The organism is Neobacillus drentensis, from assembly GCF_021560175.1.
In the GTDB taxonomy this organism is placed as follows: domain Bacteria; phylum Bacillota; class Bacilli; order Bacillales; family Cytobacillaceae; genus Neobacillus; species Neobacillus drentensis_A.
Window position 1 is genome coordinate 3,451,028 of sequence record NZ_CP091110.1, and the last position, 17,095, is coordinate 3,468,122.

Here is a 17,095-nt window from a genome sequence, read left to right on the forward strand (position 1 = left end):
AAAAGTATAAAAACTTACATAGCTCCGTAAAAGAGGTGTCAAAGTGAATCTCAAGCAATTTGTCAAGATGCACCGTGAAGAATGGAAGCAATTGGAACAATTCGTTAGCCAATTAAGCAAACGGAAAAAGGATTATACAGGTGAAACGATTACACAATTTTATCGCTTATATCAAAAAGCAGCGCAAAATCTTTCCTACAGTCAAACCTATTTTCCAAATGATGAGGTAACGACCTATTTAAACGGCCTTGTGTCGAAAGCACATAACCTCCTATACAAAGACCAGGTGTCGAGCATTAAACAAATTCGATATTTCTTTAGTACAAAATTTATTGGTTTATTGCTAGAGCAGTGGAAATTTGTCGCTGCGGCAATGATTTTATTTTTAATTGGAGCGATTGGAAGCTTTCTGTCAGTTATGAATGATCCACTCCATATTTATTCGATCCTTCCAGCGGAAATCTCACAAGGTGTCGATCCTAGCAAACTTGGAAAGGGCACTAATGCCGTGGATTCATCACTCATGTCGGCGAGTATTATGACGAACAATATTAAAGTAGGCATTTTTGCCTTCGCTGGAGGCATTACCTTTGGGCTCGTTACCGTTTATTTAATGGTTTACAACGGAATTATTATTGGAGCACTTGCCGCGCTTTTTTGGCATCACGGCAAATCCTATGATTTTTGGGCCTATATCGTTCCACACGGAATGATTGAGCTTACAGCTATTTTTATCGCCGGTGGTGCAGGACTTTTAATGGGCTATAAGCTCTTTGTTCCAGGGCAATACACAAGAAGCTGGCAACTAAAGCAGCAGGCCAAACGCTCTGTTCAGCTCCTGCTTGGTACGATCCCATTATTTGTGATTGCCGGTATTATTGAAGGCTTTATTACACCGGCAAAGATTTCGCTTGAAGCAAAATATATCGTCGCAGTGCTAACGGTTGCCGGACTTATCCTCTATGTTTTACTAGGTAAATTAAAGCTAGCCAAAGCCCAGCCTATAAAAGATTTTGATTCATAATCTCAATATAATGGGAGACAGCGGTGACCGCCAATTTTTCCTCACGGGCCTCAATCATTTGGAGGCCTTGTTTTTCCCATTTGTTCTTTTCACGTTTTTTTATAAGCAATTGCTGTTGGGCAATACTTTTCACCATTGCTTGCTGTACCGTTCCAGGCACATCGCTTACTCTCTTTAGTAAGGTTTGGTCTTCTACCCCAATCATCAAAAACAAATGGCGCTGACGAAGCCGTTGTAAATAAGCCAAAGCACTTTCCTCATGTAAAAAAGTTCGGACATCGCTAAATAAAAGCAGCAGACTCCGTTTCTTTTGCACCGTCTCTAAATACCGTAAGACGGAGCTATAATTGGACTCAGCTGCGTCCACCTTAAGATTGTAAATGGCGTGTAGTATCGTCTGTAAGTGCGCCATTCCTTTAGCAGGGGGAACAAATACGTGGATTTCTTTTGAAAAAGCTAAAACAGAAACATAATCACCTTTCTTTAACGCCGCTGCCGTAACCGTCAGGGCTGCTTCTAATGCCTTTTCCAACCGATTTCCCTTTTTTAATTCTGCTCCCATCATCCGCCCGCAATCAATTAAAATCGTAACATATTTGCCGTGCTCTGGTTCATAGTCATTGGTCATGACTTCGCGCAGTTTGGCCGTTTGGCGCCAGTTAATCTTCCGCGGATCGTCACCGACAACAAACTCTCGAATTTTCGAAAAATCCCCAACACCACTTCGCTGTCTGCGGATGTGTAACCCTTCATACTTTAAGAAACTTTGCGCATTTTCTAAGAATTGCTTGGTCTCGGTTAAATCTGGAATCACTTTCACCTCTTCCGGTAAAGAAACGGTTGTCTGTTTTTCCCATAGACCAAAGCGGCTGCGATAGCGAAAATACAATTTTTGAACCTCATAGTCCCCTCTGACAGCTGCAGTAGAATGATAGGTGACCACTACTGCAGAATTCTCTGGAATGGATCCTTTCAGCGGAAACGGCCTGTCAAAGGACTGCGGCAATCCATCCATTAATCGGTACATTAAAGAATACGAAGAGGAATTGCTAACCTCTATTTCAATTGGATAAGTGAGCCCTCTTTCCATTTCTTTTGGCAGAGCCCGGATAAATGAGAGCTGCTGTTTAGTGGGTGAAAAAAGTAGGTCCACTAAACTAAGACAAAGAATGAGGATATTAAAGGTAATGACATAGGACCAAGACAAACCGATAATTGCACACATCATAAAAACTAGAGATAAAATCAAATAGAGGACCAAGAACCGTTTGGCAGGTAAGATTCCTCTATCTTGGAACAGGAACCGAGCCCACAAGCTCTTCAATGATTTGGTCAACGGTTACTCCCTCCAATTCTATATGTGGAGAGACTTGAATCCGGTGACGTAAGGCCGGTTTAGCAACCTTTTTAATGTCATCTGGCGTTACATAGTCCCTCCCTAATAGATACGCCCACGCTTGAGCAGCTTTACCGATCGAGATTCCTGCCCTTGTACTCGCCCCAAAGCGAATTGATTCTGCCTCACGTGTTTTTCTCACGATCTGTAATATATAGCCAAGCACTGTTTCACTCACCGTTACCTTCTCAATTTCCTTTCTTATCTCCCTAAAGGTTTCGATATCCAGGATGGAAGAGAGCGGATTTTCTGCGAAACTGTTTTCTATGACTAGCTTTAATACATTCTTCTCTTCTTCAAAAGAAGGAAAATCAATATAAAGTTTAAATAAAAAACGGTCCTGCTGTGCTTCTGGAAGTGGGTATGTACCCTCAAATTCAATCGGGTTTTGGGTAGCCACCACAAAAAATACATCAGGCAATTGATAAGTTTCCCCCTGGATGGTCACCTGCTTTTCTTCCATTGCCTCTAAAAGGGCCGCTTGTGTCTTAGCAGGTGTTCGGTTGATTTCATCTGCTAACAGGATATTCGTAAAAATAGGACCCTTTAGAGTTTGAAACGTGCCTTCTTTCATGTTATAAATCATGCTGCCGGTAATATCACTTGGCAGTAAATCCGGTGTAAACTGAATCCGATTAAAACTGCCTCCAAGCAGGTCGGCAAGTGTCCGAACCATTTGCGTTTTACCGGTGCCTGGCACTCCCTCCAACAGGACATGTCCACCAGAAAGGATGGCAGAAAGAAGGAGCCTGATATTTAGGCTCTGACCTAAGATTCGCTCCTCATATTTTTCTATAAAAGCTGTTAATTCCTTTTTCATGATTCAACCTCGTTTCGTAATTCCTCTAGTTTTCTTGACCATAAAAGGTATTCTTGTTTATTGATTTTTTCTTGGTTTAGAATTGCTGCTAAGCCGTTAAGGAATGCTTTCATTTCATGGATAGACTTTTTTAACCACTTTCTTTCGACATAAGGGGTTAGATCCTGCCATTCTTTACTATAAGGAATATTCCAGCGTTCCTGGAGCAACAGCTTAACATAATCTGCTTGAATTTGAAGTGAATCATGATAACGTCTGCCCTTTACATACCAGGCGGCAATCGCCTGGATCCCTTCATCACTAAAGCGGACCCACTCTTCCCGTTCTCTTAATAAAGGACCAAACCGTTTCCCCCTATACCATAACCAGAGCATTATGAAAAGGATTCCTTGGAAAAGAAGAACCAAGAACCAGATTGGATAAACGGTTAAGAGGTTCGGCTCGTTCTCTCCAACATGTATATACTCATCAAACAACAATGTGTCAGGATTACCTTCGTTTAAAAGTTCAAAACTAAGAGGTAAATGATCTTTTTTCAATAGTTTAGCATTGGTCAACCACTCTGGAGTGATGGCAACGATGAGATGCCCCTTTCCGATGGTTCTTTTTACTGCGATTGGTCCAGCCTGATCAGACAGCAGCAGTTCATCGCTTTTTATTGGGCGGATTCGAACATCAGATTTCACTTCCGCTTTTTTTAATTGATCGTTCTGATCCTTTACCTTCGCCGATAATTCGTTTTGAGAAAGATCCTTTTCAATAAAATCGGCATCGATCGTAAACATCCCTTTTGGATTTGTTTGAAATAACAAAATCGTATTTCCAGCCTGCATATAATCGACATATGCCTGCATCAACTCTTTTTCTGGTGTAAAAGCTGGTTCAACCATTATAAGCATTTGGTTTTGGTCCCGATTTGGTAGTAACGCAGGCGAATGGTTCCAGCTCTTTACGTCTTTTTCCTTTTCTAAATATGTATATAACGCCTTCATGCCAGTGGGAGAAGGTGAGGTGGTTACGTAATCCGGGTATATTTTGGGTTTTGGTGCAAAGGAAAAATAACTCACTCCTATAAAGAGCAAGAAGAGTACGGCAAACCAAATCAATCCACGTATTTTTGCCTGATTCATTGAATTCTTTCCACCCCCCTTTCTCCTACTATTTCGTTAATCTTGGTTCGGAATGGCTGATACTCTTCAAGGCTTACCTTACGTTCTCCATAGGCGACATCCTCAAAAAAGTGAGCAAGATCATTAAATTGGTCAGCATTTTGCTGATTTACTGTTCTTAGTTCCTCGTAGTAATCCCAATTCGTTTTCCATATCCTAGCTTCAAGCCATGACTTTTCATGATAGTAAAGAAGCATGGCTAAGAAAAGGTGTCTGATTGATTCTGTATATTCACTGAGGGATTCGAGCTTCTCCGCTTCTTCCAAATGCTGCACGTATGTCCACTTCCAATTCTTTAATGATTGAAGTGGCTTCTGTTTCCGCAGTAATCGATTTCTGCGCGTATGACGGATGAGAATAAATACTGCCCAAGCTAACAATAAAATCACAACGGCAATAATAGCGATTAAAATAACGCTTGAGGCATTGCTGGCTGTTTTAATAGAAGGGAACAATTTATCCAGCTGTGCGGCAATCCATTCCTTTGCCTTTTCCCACCAGGTTTCGATTAACCCTTTAGACTGAGCGTAATAAACTTGATACTCCTGTTTTTTAAGAATTTCTTCAATATTGTCTCGTGCTTTGTTTGCATTTAACATAGCCATCACCTTTTAGGTAGTTAGATCGACTGATAATCATCGATCATTTCCTTTAAATCCTCAGCACCATTTCTTGTTTTTAAATCAAAATACATAATCCCATAGCCAACTGAGAAAATCATCGTTGTAAATAATGATACCAAATTTGTAATCAATCCCAATAATACACTGTCCCCTAAAAGTGCGCCAAACGTCAATTGAACAGCAAAGCTTATAATGGAAACAATTAAGTAAGTAACAATATAGAGGCCAAACAAGACCCATGTTCTTTTCCGTGACAACCTCCAGCTCCTGCCAAAACCTGGTGAAACCTTATCAAGGACCACTGAGCCAAAATAAAAGCTCCAGCGCGTAATCAGCAGTCCCACACCGATCGCAAACCCTATAAACAATAGAAGTCCGACCAGAATCCCTACAGCTGGATGAATAGCCGTTGCTAATGCAACGCCTGTAAACGCAACAATCAAGATGGGAATCACGAGAATTCCTATTACAATCAGTCCAAATAAAATAGAACTGCCAAGGATAGGCCAGAATCGGCGGAATGCTTCCCTAATGACAGAACTCACCGTGTATTCTTCCTTTTTCTGAATATGCTGGATCGCAAATAAAATGGCCGCCTCGGCAACTGGAAAAAGCAGAAAACTTACTAGCCCAACGATGATTAAGCCAATATCAGACCCCAAACTGCTAGAATCGAACGAGCCGGAATTGTCCAAATTTGAGAGGATTTGCTCATACCATTGCCCGCCTTTTCCAATCTCCCGAAAAAAACTGGTCCCAGTGGCCATTTGGATAATGGCTTGAAGTAAATAAACAGGTCCCATAAATACAATTAAAATCATAAAAAATTCCTTAAAACGATTCTTACTCAAACTAAAGGTATGATCTAATATTTCTCCGAACCCTTTTGGTTTTTTAAATTTAGAATCCAATTAATTATCCTCCTAAAATTGTTTATACCATCTATTCTAACAAATCTTCAGAGTAAAAAGTTGTAAAAAAAAACAAAAAATGGCCGAACCTATAAATTGGGAATACAGTACCTAGAATCAGGAAAAACCCGAGGTGTTTGATTTCCTCGGGTCCTTTTTAAAATAAGTATTAACCCTAAAAATTGTCCACATTCAGGGAGATTGCACTTTTTTATTAGATTTGCGCAAATTCTTCGACAAGCTCTCCAAATCGTTTAAGGGCATTTTCAATAGGAGCTGGAGTCGTTAAATCCACCCCAGTCTTTTTTAACAGTTCAAGCGGGTAATCGGAGCTGCCGCTTTTTAGAAATTCTAAATAAGAGTAAATGGTGTCTTGATCTCCTTCTAAAATCTTTGTCGCCAAATGGATCGCAGAGGCAAAGCCTGTCGCGTACTTATACACATAAAAAGGACGGTAAAAGTGCGGAATTCTTGACCAGCCATATTTGACTTCCTCATCAAAGACAATTTCTTCTCCATTGTATTCCCTAAATAACGTTTCATACGTTTGGTTAAATACTTCTACATTCAGAGGGACCCCATTTTCGGCCATATCATGTGTTTTCATCTCGAACTCAGCAAACATGACTTGTGTAAAAAAGGTTCCTTTGAATTGGTCAATGAAATGATTGAGCAAATGATGGCGAACCTTTGGATCTTTTTCATTTTTTAATAAGTAGTTAATTAAGAGGACCTCGTTCACAGTCGAGGCTACTTCTGCAACAAAAATACTGTAACCGGCCGTAATTTGCGGCTGATACTGAGAGCTTAGCTTGCTGTGAACACCGTGGCCGCATTCATGGACAAGGGTAAATAAACTATCTAAATCATCCTGGTGGTTGAGAAGAATAAACGGATGGACACCGTACACACCTAAATTATAGGCGCCGGACCGTTTTCCTGGTGTTTCACGGACATCAATATAACGGCCGTCTTTAAACTCCTTCAATATCGTTAAATAATCATCACCTAACGGAGCAAGAGCCTTCAGCATGGTCTCAAATGCCTCTTCATAGGAAATCACTTGTTTTACCCCGCTGACCAGTGGAACGCTCATGTCGTACTGGCGGATTTCATCAATGTTTAATTTCTCCTTGCGAATCCTAGTATACTTGTGCATGGGAGCGATATTGTCTTTTGTTGCTTGAATCAGATTCTCATAAACCTCTCGCGGTACTTTATCACCAAACAGTGCTTTTTCAAGCGCGGATGGATATTGACGAATTTTCGCTAAAGTGACGTTATTTTTAATGGCAGCAGAAAGGGTAGCAGCAATCGAATTCTTTAATTGAACATATGGTTGATAATATGCCTTATACGCCTCTCTTCGCCTATCACGGTCTTCATCTTCAATTAATTTAGAATACATCCCACGTGTTAATTCAACCCGGTCACCATTTTCGGCCGTTATTTCTCCAAATTTAATATCGGCGTTATTGATCATTCCAAAGGTGTGACCTGGGACCGACAAGGCTTCCCCTAATTGGGACAGAATTTCTTCTTGTTCCTTACTTAAGACATGCTTTTTGTAACGAAACGAGTCAAGCAAGTCTTCTTCAAAGTATTTTAATTTTTCCTCTTCTTTGATATAACCCTTTAATGTTTCTTCGTCTAAGCTCAGTAAAAAAGGCATAAAAAAGGAAGTGGCCGCACTGACTTTGACGCTTAGCTGCTTTGCCTTGTCTAAGTGAGACTGCGGGAGTGTCTCCCGGGTATTTTCGTCGACCATTAACATCGCATAGGCATAGACTTTATTGAAATGGAAGGAAAGCTCCTCTCTTTGATTAAGGTATTCATATAAAGAGTGGCCGTCGGTAATTTTTCCATCGAATTGCTTAAGGTTTGCACCGATGTTCTCAATTAATTGGTAATCTTGTTCCCATTTACTGATTGTTGGATAGATATCGGCTAAATTCCATGTTTCTTGGATGGGGACTTCATTTCTATTTTTATATGTCGTCATTGGTAAACTCCCTTCAAGATATTCAGTTATATTTTGTCCTTTAACTACAAAAGACTTCACAAGTATATTCCATATGTATCAACGATTATCCTTTTTTATGTTTAATTCGGTTCAGTTCCATATAGCAAAAGCAGGCCATGACAATGACCTGCTTCCCTTGTTATTAGTTATGACTTAACAGCATAAGTCGTTCATTTACTTCTTCTTCACTTAATCCATGTTCAGCAACATAGCGGTTTCTTGGGTGAACACGGCATTCATGTGAGCAGCTTCGTAAGTGCTTGTGTTCGTTTGCTTCTGAGCAAAGAATTTTTTTATTACATTCAGGGTTTGCGCAGTTTACGTAACGTTCGCATGGTTCGCCAGTAAAGTAATCTTTGCCGACAACAACATGCTCTTTGTGGTTAACTGGAACGCTAATCCGCTCATCAAACACGTAAAGCTGTCCATCCCATAGGTCCCCTTGAACTTCCGGGTCTTTTCCGTAAGTGACAATTCCGCCTTCAAGCTGTGATACATCTTCAAATCCTTCTTTAAGAAGCCAGCCAGAGAATTTTTCACAGCGAATCCCGCCTGTACAATACGTGAGAATTTTTTTGCCTTCAAATTCTTGTTTATTCTCTCTAATCCACTCTGGGAGATCGCGGAAGTTTAGAATATCCGGACGAACTGCTCCTCTGAAATGGCCAAGATCATACTCGTAATCATTACGGGCATCGATCACAACTGTATCTTCTCTTTGCATGGCCTTGAAGAATTCTACTGGTTTCAAATGCTTACCAGTTACTCTATTCGGGTCAATATCATCTTCCAAACGCAAGGTAACAAGCTCTGTACGGTAACGAACCTTCATTTTTTTGAAAGCATGTTCTGATGCTTCATCCACTTTAAACCAAGTTCCGTTAAACAACGGATGCTCGTCCATGTATTTCATATAGGCATTTGTTTGTTCAATGGTGCCTGACACCGTACCATTGATTCCTTCAGCGGCAATAATAATCCGGCCTTTCAAGCCTAAGTCGTTACAAAATTGACGGTGCTCATTTGCGCATTCCTCAGGATTCTCAATCGGTACATATTTATAATAAAGTAGTACTCTATATTCTTGATTCATGATTAACCACCTTAAACCTTTAAAAATAATTATATTTACAACATTAACCTTATGATTATATCAGAAATAAAATAAACTTTCAAATCTATTTACCTAGGTAAGTAATGACGGTGGGAACGGTGGATATTACCAACCATTCTTGCCCCTATATTCTGTTACAATTTTATAGTAAAACGAAGGAGGAAGAATTCTAATGAGAAAAGGTAAACTCCTCCTAGCATTGGTAATTGTCCTTACCTTCCTTGGAGGAATCTATACAGGAATACAATTCTCTTCGAACGAGCCACAGAAAATAACGATTAAAAATGGCAAAGCACCACAGTCGGTAATTAAGCCGCAGACCAAGGAATTACCTATAGTTGAAAAAGTACATTCAAAAGTAGTAATCGGTTATATACAGGATTATCGTGATCCAAACCAAGTGGACTACAGTCAATTAACACATGTCATTTTCTCTTTTGCTCATCCGACCAAAGATGGTGGAATATTACTAAACGGCGATTCTGCTTTAAAAAACCTGCGTACTACTGTTGAAAAAGCCAAAAAATCACATACGAAAGTGATCTTAGCTGTTGGCGGCTGGTTTCATATAAACGGCGGGGAATCTTATCCATACTTTAAAGCGGCTATTTCGAATCCCGCATCCCGGACAAAGCTAGTAAACGAACTTACTAGTTTAGCAGACCGAGAGAATCTCGATGGGATTGATATTGACTTTGAACATCCCCATTCAAAAGAGGATGCCGTAAATCTTGCCGCTTTTGCGAAGCAATTAAGCGTACAACTTCACTCCAAAAAGAAAGAGCTGTCTGTTGCTGTAAATGCAAAAATAAATGCCGCTACCTTAACTGAAAGCGGATATGTTCAATATGAACCGTCCATGTTTAAGGATGTTGACCATGTGAATATCATGGCCTATGACGGACAATGGGACGACGGTTATCATGCCGCTAATTTGTCACCCTATCCATTTACAGAGAAAATCGTCAACTATTGGAGCCAATTGTTTGAAGGTCAAAATATTTCAAAAGAAAAATTAGTGCTTGGCGTTCCCTTTTATGCTCAGCCTAAGGACCCTAAAATCAAACAGGTTTCCTATGGAGCCATCATTAATCAAAACCCTGCTAATGCCAATAGTGACACCGTTAATATGAATGGTACTACTTACTATTATAATGGTGCTTCAACCATGAAAAAGAAAACCAAACTAGCACTAGATCATGGGTTCGGTGGAATGATGATTTGGGAGCTTGGTCTTGATGCAAAGGGCTCTAATAGTTTAACTAGCTCGATTTCTGACACGATCGACAAATCGAGCAATTCTCCGGTTAAATACTATACAGTTGTTAATGCTCAATAAAATGAAGGCTGTACACTCGATATGAGGGTACAGCCTTTTTTAGTCTTGAAAAACTTCTTCGGCAATTAATTGATAAGACTTCACTCGATCTTCTGGTGAATGGGTAATCGTTACCAGCATGATTTCATCTGCATGAAATAATGCGGCTTTCTCATTAAGCTTTTTTATTACCTTTTTGGGGTTGCCGATAATTAGATTTTGCTTGATTTTTTCTATAGTTTGTTTGTCTTTTTCATCTAAAGGATATTGCTTTGCTTTTGCTATTGAAGGAACCTCATTCCCCTTTCCGCTGCCTTTTTGTAAGGACCATACTATAGCACTTAGGGCAATTTCTTCTGCCTTTTCATCTGTTTCCGCACATACCGCATTCACGGTTACAATCACTTTAGGCCTCTGGCCCTGTTTCCTTGGTTGAAAAGTATCGATATATTGTCGAACAATCTCTGGTCCATTATTCTCACTCATAAACTGTCCAAAGGCATAGTTCATGCCATTTTCAGCTGCAAGTAAGGCGCTTTTCTTACTTGTGCCAAGCAGCCATGGTACAGGCCGAACTGACGGTACAGGGGATGCCGACAGATTTTTAAATTCATGATCGGAAGGAAAGTCATTTTCTAAAAAGTGGAGCAGCTCCTCGACTGACTTCGGCATGTTCCAAATCTGTTGTAAAAAGTTATCGGATAAAGCATTAGAAGCCTCCGCAGACCCGCCAGGCGCCCGGCCAATCCCGATATCAACCCGGCCAGGAAATAAGGTAGCGAGCATGTTGTATACCTCAGCAACTTTGTATGGCTTATAATGCGGCAGTAAAACCGCACCTGAACCAATCCGAATCGTAGAGGTGTTGGCGCCAATAAAACTTAACATTACTTCAGGTGCAGAACACGCAAGCCCTGGCAAATCATGATGTTCCGCAATCCAATAGCGGCTGTACCCAAATTTCTCACCCATTTGGGCTAATTTCATCGATTCGTTTAGTGCGTCATGAGCTGTTTGATTATCTGAAATTGGAGCTTGGTCTAAAATGCTAAGTCTCACAACAACTGCTCCTCTCTTAATCGCTTGTTTCCATTAAACTAAGCTTAAATTCCCCAACTTGGTCTTTTTCATATAGATTTGTCACTGATGTGGAATATTGTTGAATGGCTCCCCTAAACGATAACTGCCTCTCCGGTATTTTCACATCAAATATCCCTTTATAAAGCAAGGTAGTGATATCATGATAATCCGCACTGGTTACTTTAAAGGTAATTGTTACTCTATATAAATGGTTGATCTGCTCTTCTTGGTAGTGGTCAAGTTTAATAACTGTGTCATTTAGAATTAGTTCATTTACCAAAAATTATCGTCCCCTCATCTCATTGTTACTAAAAGCATAGCACTCGTAAAAATTCCAATCAAATATAGTACCTCATTCTTCGGGTAAAAAGAAATATGTCAACTACTATTAGTAATGACATGTTTTTGTCACAAAATCTGCCATTTGTCGAATAATTTTCCAAGAATTTTGAAGGAGATTGTCGAAAGAGAGCGAAAGAATTATAAGACATTAAATAAAGGAGGAAGAATATGAAAAAGTTACTAACTGTAATTGGTGGATTGGTAGTAGCAGTATCATTGTTTGCGGGATTTGGGCATACGGCTAAAGCCGCAACAGACTGTGGATGTGATACTTCACCAGTATTAGGAGCAGAGAAGAATAAAATTATAGCTAATTTAATTAGCAGCCAAGAATTCAAAGTTGCCAAACTCTCAATTCAAAATGAAGGATTCAGCTGGAAAGGTGTTAATAACATCGAAGTAATTGTTAATCATACATACAATGATGCGATTATGGTTGGTGTACCTTTTTATAATCAAGATGGAACCATCGAAATGGCCGTTTTTATTAATGGACATTTTATGGGACATAACCCAATGGAAGAGGAGTAAATTAAAGATCCCCAACAAAGGAAGTTGGGGATCTTTATTCATTATCCAAACTGCCAAACACTATGACTTAAATTACCATATCGATAACTCCGATGCAGCAAGCTTGCCTTTTTCGCATTATCTGCCGCACCCATCGCATAGAAAAGCGGGATAAAGTGTTCCTTTCCATAAGGAGGAACCGCATATTGTGCATTTGGAGCCGCTGACTCATACTTAAACAATGACTCTAAATCCCAATTGGCTAAATGAACAGCCAGCCAATCATCAAATTCCTGTGCCCACTGATCAATTTCATTATCGGCCCATTTTACCGCTCTCAAGTTATGAACCGTTCCCCCGCTTCCAATCACTAACACATCTTTTTCCCTTAAAGCAGCTAAAGACTTGCCAATCTTATATTGCTCTTCAGGTGAAAGGTTAGGATTTACTGACATCGCAATCACAGGAATATCGGCATTCGGATAAAGTAAACGAAGCACCACCCATGCCCCATGGTCCAACCCGCGTTCAGTTTCAACCTCAAATGATATCCCATTTTCCTTAAACAAATTTTGAATCTCATTCGAAATCTGTTGATCCCCTTGAGCAGGATACTTAATCTGATAAAGTTCAGGAGAAAATCCGCCAAAATCATAGATTGTATCATACGTTTCAACCTTGCTTACTTTTTGGGTCCGTGACTCCCAATGAGCAGAAAATAACACAATTGCCTTTGGACGCGGCATATTTTTACCTAACTCATTTAAAAATTGTGTGTACTCATTATTTTCAATCGCTAACAATGGTGCACCGTGCGCAATAAATAAAGTTGGCATCATTTTTATAGACCCCCTATTTCTATTGTAGTTTAAAAGGATGTGGTATCCGACTTTTGTTCCTTAAAAATAACTTTATCAAGAGCAAACATCTTACTGCCGTTAATGGCAATAAACACAGCCATCGCTAGTAACGCTAAATCCAATTCATAACCGGCCATTTCACCATTACCTAAGAAGCCAACAGCAAGTTTTACCTTTAAGGTTGCACCGATCATTAATAAGGCAAGCAAGGCTGAAACCACTCTGCTGCCTAATCCAAGGATTAAGGCAATTCCGCCAACAACCTCGATGGATGCGACTACATAAGCTAAAAATCCCGGTAAGCCTATTGCGTCAAACCAGCCAACAATATTTTCAATTCCCCCTTGGAATTTAACAACTCCATGAACAAAAAACGTAATTCCTAAAATAACACGTAAAATTAATGTACTAGCTTCAATTCTTTTTAACATTTTTCTAGCCCTCTCCTTAAAACTATTATTTTTCTAGTTGTTCTGAAATCCATTTGATAAAGTCCTGATGATTCTCTGCTGATACGGTATGTCCTACTGGATAAGTCCGAAAAGTAACAGCTGCCCCTAATTTGCGGAAATACTCATCATTGGCTACTCCCCATTCGAAAGGAAGCACTTGGTCCATTTCACCATGTGAAATAAAGATGGATAAATTTTCGACTGATTTAATGATGTATTCTTCTTCTACAAAAGCAGGGATATACCCGCTTAATGCCACAATCCCTTTTATTCGCTGACCTAATGTTAATCCTAAAGTCATCGACAGAATCGCACCTTGGCTGAAGCCGAGTAAAAATATTTGTTTCTCGTCTATTGGATACTTCGAGCAAGCATAATCAAGAAAGCTAATAAGCTTGTTCACTCCCTCATCGAAGACTGTCCGATGTGGTTTCCCATAGCCTTCGATCGTAAAAAAGGCATAGCCAGGAGGCTGGGGTAAATGACCGCGAATGCTGAAAATGAAAAATTGGTTTTCTAATTCATCCACTAATGGCAGCATATTTTGTTCATTGCTGCCAATACCATGCAGAAGAAATAAGGCTGGATAGGTTTTTCCGGACTCCATTTGTGCAGGCCGGCGAAGCTCATAAATCATTGGTGCCGTCATAGACAACATCCCTTTCTTAAGTATTTGATTATTTTTAGTCTTTCCTTAATAAAAGGAATCAGACAATATTCATATAGGTAAAAAAGATTCATATAAGAAAACTTAGACGCAAAAAATATATGTTAATTAGTTTTTAAATATGAACCTTTGTTTTCTATAGGATAACAACTAACAAACTAGATTGTCAATTACTTTTTTGCTAATATATAAATATATTCTATATTAGGAAACTACCGAGGTGGATGATTTGGATATTGGCGCAAAAATCCGAACAATACGTAATAGAAAGAAAATCACGATCGCCCAGATGTGTGAAGGAACAGGACTTTCCAAAGGGTTTATCAGTAATGTTGAAAATAATAATACTTCTCCATCCATTAGCACCCTGCAAACCATTGCATCCTATCTAGATGTTCCTCTTCCATACCTTCTGTTAGAAAAAAAGGAACATATGCAGGTGGTCAAAAAAGATGAAAGAACATATTCAACTATGAATACGCTGAAAATCGAACATATCTCTTCAAAGGGAGGCTTATGGCTTAGAAGTGTCGAATTTCCACCCGGAGCATCGATTGGTGATGCCCATGCCCATGAAGGTGTAGAATGTCACCTAGTATTAGAAGGAAAAGTACTTGCAGAACAAGGTGAAGATTCGTTTGTTTTGGAAAAAGGTGATTCGTTTAGCTGGAATGCGTGTGTCCCTCATACCGTTAAAAATATCGGTACCGAAAAAGCCGTCGTTCTGATTGCCGTTTATTCCGATACCGAAATGAGTGACTTTTTCTAAAGGAAAAGGAGGAACCCACTAGAGTTCCTCCTTTTGCCTACTAAATAGTTCCCATAAAGCCATTAATAGCGGCAATAAGATCGCTTGGCTGTTCATACATACTCATATGACCAGAATTTTTCATGATGGTTTGTTTAATGTTCGCTTTACTTACCGAAAAGGTTTTTTCAGGCGGGATTATTTGATCTTGTTCCCCGGCAATTAACAGCACAGGTAAAGATGTTGACTCGAGCACGCTGTTACGATCCGGTCTGTTCCTCATGGCACTTAATGCATGGATAGCTCCTTCAGTAGGTGTACGATAGCCAATCTGTTTTGCAGTTTCTATATACTCTTCATTAAGGTGTTCAGGCGAGAAAAGTTTTGGAACGAGACCATCAATAAGCGTCTTAATGCCCTCATGGTTCACTTTTTCTATATTAGCTGTTCTTCCCTTCTTGGATTCTTCACTATCAGGATAGGCGGTCGAATGAACGAGCGAGAAGCCGCTTAATGAATGGCTGTACTTCTCGGCAAAGGCAAGCGTAATATAACCGCCTAAAGAGTGACCAAACATCGCCACCTGGCCTATATTCAATTTATCTAAAAATTCTTTGAGAATATCCGCAATATCTTCAATCGAATAGTTCTCTAAATGGGTTTTGGAATCTCCATGCCCAGGCAAATCGGGGGCAATCACCCGATAATTTTCCGATAAAACTGGAACGACTTCTGACCAATACGCAGAACTCCCACAAAATCCATGCAGTAGAATAATCGGTTGCCCTTTCCCTTGATTTATGTAGGAAATTGTCGAATTGTTTACTGCTATGTTTTTCATTTCCATTTCGCAAATCCACTCCTTTTTATCAATCATATAATAGGCCAACCTAAAATCAAAAATAAAAAGCACTACTTCTATAAAGGAAGCAATGCCTTATGTTTACCCTATTTGCTCTTCATTTAACTCATGATTCAATAAAGATCTTTTATGAGGAATCACCGTCAAGTTGGATTTCTTTAATAGGTACTGCATATGCTCCACTGGCATTGAACCATGACCTTTACTGTCGCCAAGGATAAATTGGATTGTTACGCCATTATTGCTTTTCACTGTCATTGTTTCAGCAGAGTTGAAAAACCCTTTTGCATTTTGTGAAATTTGATACTTATTTCCTTCTTCAATTAACATGAAATATCTCCTTTAATAATATTCTCCATGTTAGTATACCTAATGGAAAATTTTACATACCTGATTTCCTCAAAAAAAAAGAGAGGGCTAATCCCTCTCTTGACCTAATCATTCTTCTTCTTCTTCTTCGTCCATCATTTCATCGAATGCTGCGGAAACTTTATCAAATTCCTCATCACTTTCAATTGCGGTAAAATCGCCTTCTTCATCTACCTTTAAAAAGAAGATATCGATTTCTTCCTCCGTTTCTTCCTGACTAACGTCATCAGCAAAGGCAACTGCAACGTAATCATTTCCCTCAATCGTCATGACTCCTAGTACTTCTACTTCCTGCTCCTCATTACTTTCATCACTAATAGTAAAAATTTCGCCTACTTCAATTTTGCTCACCTTAAACTCCCCTTTACAATAAATAAGATTATAGACAGTATCTCATAAAAGCATGTCCATACCAAATTTTACCCATGTTTTTATGGTAGTATTAGAGATATAATCAATGATTCCTAAAATTTTTTGAGAGCTAAAAAGGAGACATTCAGATGAATTCAAAAGAATTAGAAGAAAAAATTATTCAACACTACCAAGGTGAAGAAAAAATGATGATCCTCGTCTTTGCCCAGTGGTGCATCAATCATGACCTCGATCCCGAAGAAGTATACTTGCATGCCTATCCAAACCAAGCTTCCAATCCGGCACTAAAAGAAGCCATTGAGTTAACCGTACCAAAAGAAGAAGCTGGAGAAATTGCTGATGAAACATTACTCGGCGTCCTCTCCTTATTTGGCAATGATGACCTTGCCTTTGTGGTCACAGAGGAAATACAAAGGAGAAAATAAAACACAAGAA

General features: G+C 39.4%; 20 protein-coding genes. 5 read left to right on the forward strand and 15 right to left on the reverse strand.

The annotated features are described in order from the left end of the window. Nucleotides 1-43 precede the first annotated feature (43 nt). A complete protein-coding gene (locus L1999_RS16225) occupies nt 44-1,024 on the forward strand; it encodes a stage II sporulation protein M (protein WP_235739496.1) in 981 nt (326 codons plus the stop codon). Here the strand turns inward: L1999_RS16225 and L1999_RS16230 are convergent. From L1999_RS16230 to L1999_RS16260, 7 genes are all read right to left on the reverse strand, one after another. Continuing rightward, the gene (locus tag L1999_RS16230) at nt 1,002-2,360 is read right to left on the reverse strand and encodes a DUF58 domain-containing protein (protein ID WP_235739497.1); all 1,359 of its coding nucleotides are present in this window, start codon (nt 2,358-2,360) and stop codon (nt 1,002-1,004) included. The two genes, L1999_RS16225 and L1999_RS16230, sit on opposite strands and share 23 nt — an antisense overlap. Next, nucleotides 2,311-3,240 carry an AAA family ATPase gene (locus tag L1999_RS16235; protein ID WP_235739498.1) on the reverse strand — a complete coding sequence of 310 codons (930 nt, stop codon included), beginning with the start codon at nt 3,238-3,240 and terminating at the stop codon, nt 2,311-2,313. The genes L1999_RS16230 and L1999_RS16235 overlap by 50 nt, the downstream gene beginning before the upstream one ends. Beyond that, nucleotides 3,237-4,370 (reverse strand): DUF4350 domain-containing protein, encoded by a 1,134-nt coding sequence (locus L1999_RS16240; RefSeq protein ID WP_235739499.1) that lies wholly within the window; start codon nt 4,368-4,370, stop codon nt 3,237-3,239. The genes L1999_RS16235 and L1999_RS16240 overlap by 4 nt, the downstream gene beginning before the upstream one ends. Beyond that, nucleotides 4,367-5,008 carry a DUF4129 domain-containing protein gene (locus L1999_RS16245; protein WP_235739500.1) on the reverse strand — a complete coding sequence of 214 codons (642 nt, stop codon included), beginning with the start codon at nt 5,006-5,008 and terminating at the stop codon, nt 4,367-4,369. Before L1999_RS16245 ends, L1999_RS16240 begins: the two co-directional genes overlap by 4 nt. Before the next feature lie 20 nt (nt 5,009-5,028). Further along, a complete protein-coding gene (locus L1999_RS16250) occupies nt 5,029-5,943 on the reverse strand; it encodes a hypothetical protein (protein WP_235739501.1) in 915 nt (304 codons plus the stop codon). 214 nt (nt 5,944-6,157) lie between these two features. Continuing rightward, nucleotides 6,158-7,945 (reverse strand): oligoendopeptidase F, encoded by a 1,788-nt coding sequence (gene pepF / locus L1999_RS16255; protein WP_235739502.1) that lies wholly within the window; start codon nt 7,943-7,945, stop codon nt 6,158-6,160. Between the two features lie 163 nt (nt 7,946-8,108). Beyond that, nucleotides 8,109-9,059: an oxygen-dependent tRNA uridine(34) hydroxylase TrhO gene (locus L1999_RS16260; protein WP_235739503.1), complete on the reverse strand. Its 951-nt coding sequence runs from the start codon at nt 9,057-9,059 to the stop codon at nt 8,109-8,111. A gap of 193 nt (nt 9,060-9,252) precedes the next feature. Here L1999_RS16260 and L1999_RS16265 point away from each other — a divergent pair, with 193 nt between their 5' ends. Beyond that, the gene (locus L1999_RS16265; protein WP_235739504.1) at nt 9,253-10,419 is read left to right on the forward strand and encodes a glycosyl hydrolase family 18 protein; all 1,167 of its coding nucleotides are present in this window, start codon (nt 9,253-9,255) and stop codon (nt 10,417-10,419) included. 39 nt (nt 10,420-10,458) lie between these two features. Here L1999_RS16265 and L1999_RS16270 read toward each other — a convergent pair whose 3' ends face one another. Continuing rightward, nucleotides 10,459-11,457 (reverse strand): LLM class flavin-dependent oxidoreductase, encoded by a 999-nt coding sequence (locus tag L1999_RS16270; protein ID WP_235739505.1) that lies wholly within the window; start codon nt 11,455-11,457, stop codon nt 10,459-10,461. Between the two features lie 16 nt (nt 11,458-11,473). Beyond that, a complete protein-coding gene (locus L1999_RS16275) occupies nt 11,474-11,758 on the reverse strand; it encodes a DUF3219 family protein (protein ID WP_235739506.1) in 285 nt (94 codons plus the stop codon). 230 nt (nt 11,759-11,988) lie between these two features. On the opposite strand from L1999_RS16275, the gene L1999_RS16280 reads away from it, so the two are divergent. Beyond that, nucleotides 11,989-12,351: a hypothetical protein gene (locus L1999_RS16280; protein ID WP_235739507.1), complete on the forward strand. Its 363-nt coding sequence runs from the start codon at nt 11,989-11,991 to the stop codon at nt 12,349-12,351. A gap of 41 nt (nt 12,352-12,392) precedes the next feature. Here the strand turns inward: L1999_RS16280 and L1999_RS16285 are convergent, their stop codons facing one another. Genes L1999_RS16285 through L1999_RS16295 form a run of 3 tightly spaced genes read right to left on the reverse strand, consistent with a single transcriptional unit; the run spans nt 12,393 to nt 14,291 of the window. Beyond that, nucleotides 12,393-13,169 carry a DODA-type extradiol aromatic ring-opening family dioxygenase gene (locus L1999_RS16285; protein WP_235739508.1) on the reverse strand — a complete coding sequence of 259 codons (777 nt, stop codon included), beginning with the start codon at nt 13,167-13,169 and terminating at the stop codon, nt 12,393-12,395. 29 nt (nt 13,170-13,198) lie between these two features. Continuing rightward, on the reverse strand, nt 13,199-13,621 hold the full coding sequence (locus tag L1999_RS16290; protein ID WP_235739509.1) for a DoxX family protein: 423 nt from the start codon (nt 13,619-13,621) through the stop codon (nt 13,199-13,201). Nucleotides 13,622-13,646: 25 nt separating this feature from the next. Further along, nucleotides 13,647-14,291: an alpha/beta hydrolase gene (locus tag L1999_RS16295; RefSeq protein ID WP_235739510.1), complete on the reverse strand. Its 645-nt coding sequence runs from the start codon at nt 14,289-14,291 to the stop codon at nt 13,647-13,649. Nucleotides 14,292-14,538: 247 nt separating this feature from the next. Between L1999_RS16295 and L1999_RS16300 the strand changes: the two genes are divergently transcribed. Continuing rightward, on the forward strand, nt 14,539-15,078 hold the full coding sequence (locus L1999_RS16300) for a helix-turn-helix domain-containing protein (protein ID WP_235744369.1): 540 nt from the start codon (nt 14,539-14,541) through the stop codon (nt 15,076-15,078). 40 nt (nt 15,079-15,118) lie between these two features. On the opposite strand, the gene L1999_RS16305 is transcribed toward L1999_RS16300, so the two are convergent. The 3 genes from L1999_RS16305 to L1999_RS16315 all read right to left on the reverse strand — a co-directional run bounded on the left by L1999_RS16305 (nt 15,119) and on the right by L1999_RS16315 (nt 16,639). Continuing rightward, entirely contained in the window at nt 15,119-15,934 is an 816-nt protein-coding gene (locus L1999_RS16305) for an alpha/beta fold hydrolase (protein WP_430539969.1), read from the reverse strand. A gap of 66 nt (nt 15,935-16,000) precedes the next feature. After that, a complete protein-coding gene (locus L1999_RS16310; RefSeq protein ID WP_235739511.1) occupies nt 16,001-16,249 on the reverse strand; it encodes a hypothetical protein in 249 nt (82 codons plus the stop codon). A 108-nt stretch (nt 16,250-16,357) separates the two neighbouring features. Next, nucleotides 16,358-16,639: a DUF1292 domain-containing protein gene (locus L1999_RS16315; protein ID WP_235739512.1), complete on the reverse strand. Its 282-nt coding sequence runs from the start codon at nt 16,637-16,639 to the stop codon at nt 16,358-16,360. A gap of 149 nt (nt 16,640-16,788) precedes the next feature. On the opposite strand from L1999_RS16315, the gene L1999_RS16320 reads away from it, so the two are divergent. Continuing rightward, complete coding sequence (locus L1999_RS16320) at nt 16,789-17,085, forward strand: hypothetical protein (RefSeq protein WP_235739513.1); 297 nt, start codon at nt 16,789-16,791, stop codon at nt 17,083-17,085. The last annotated feature ends 10 nt before the right edge of the window (nt 17,086-17,095 follow it).